Source organism: Bartonella sp. AP20NXHL (assembly GCF_042196165.1).
Lineage (GTDB): Bacteria > Pseudomonadota > Alphaproteobacteria > Rhizobiales > Rhizobiaceae > Bartonella.
In genome coordinates, this window is record NZ_JBHIPV010000114.1 from 1 (window position 1) to 566 (window position 566).

The following is a 566-nucleotide window of genomic DNA, read 5'->3' on the forward strand; positions in this document are numbered from 1 at the left end:
TGTGCGTCTAACACGATGTTGCCCGTTGCCCCAAGGATAGAGGAGACCGTTGTGGTATGCGATTGAGATGTATCGGAAGATTTCTCATGCAAAAAGCCACTTGATGACGATTGTGCTTGCTGATCCAAGTGTTCTTGGGCGCTTTTGATAGTAATCTTTCCCCCAGAGTGAATGGTAATATCCACTTGTTTCTGATCTCCTGGTGCTTTCTCTCCTGACGTTTCCTCTGCCTTACCGGCTACGAGCGTCGAGGCTACAACTTCCGTGTTGTTTACTGAGTCAATGGCAATGCCTTCACCCCCTGTTATGCTTGACCCCACAACTTGGCGCACATCCATCTTGTTATGCTCAGATTTACTGCTACTAAACACCCCACCGTCTTTATGGTACGACATCTCATAATGTAAGCTATCCTCTGCATTATTGATCAGGACATCGTTGCTGGCTTTCAGCCCCACCTTGCCATCAGCCGCAATGGAACTGCCTGTGATGCTAAGATCATGCGGTTTGCCATCCTGCCCTGCAATGACAGTGGTATCACCTCCCGATTTTATCGAAGAGCCAAC

The 566-nt window shown here is 48.4% G+C and carries 1 protein-coding gene; it reads right to left on the reverse strand.

The genetic code is table 11. The annotated features are described in order from the left end of the window. Positions 1 to 566, reverse strand: a 566-nt coding sequence (locus ACFILL_RS09515) for a hemagglutinin repeat-containing protein (RefSeq protein ID WP_375643867.1), incomplete at both ends; no start/stop codon positions are given.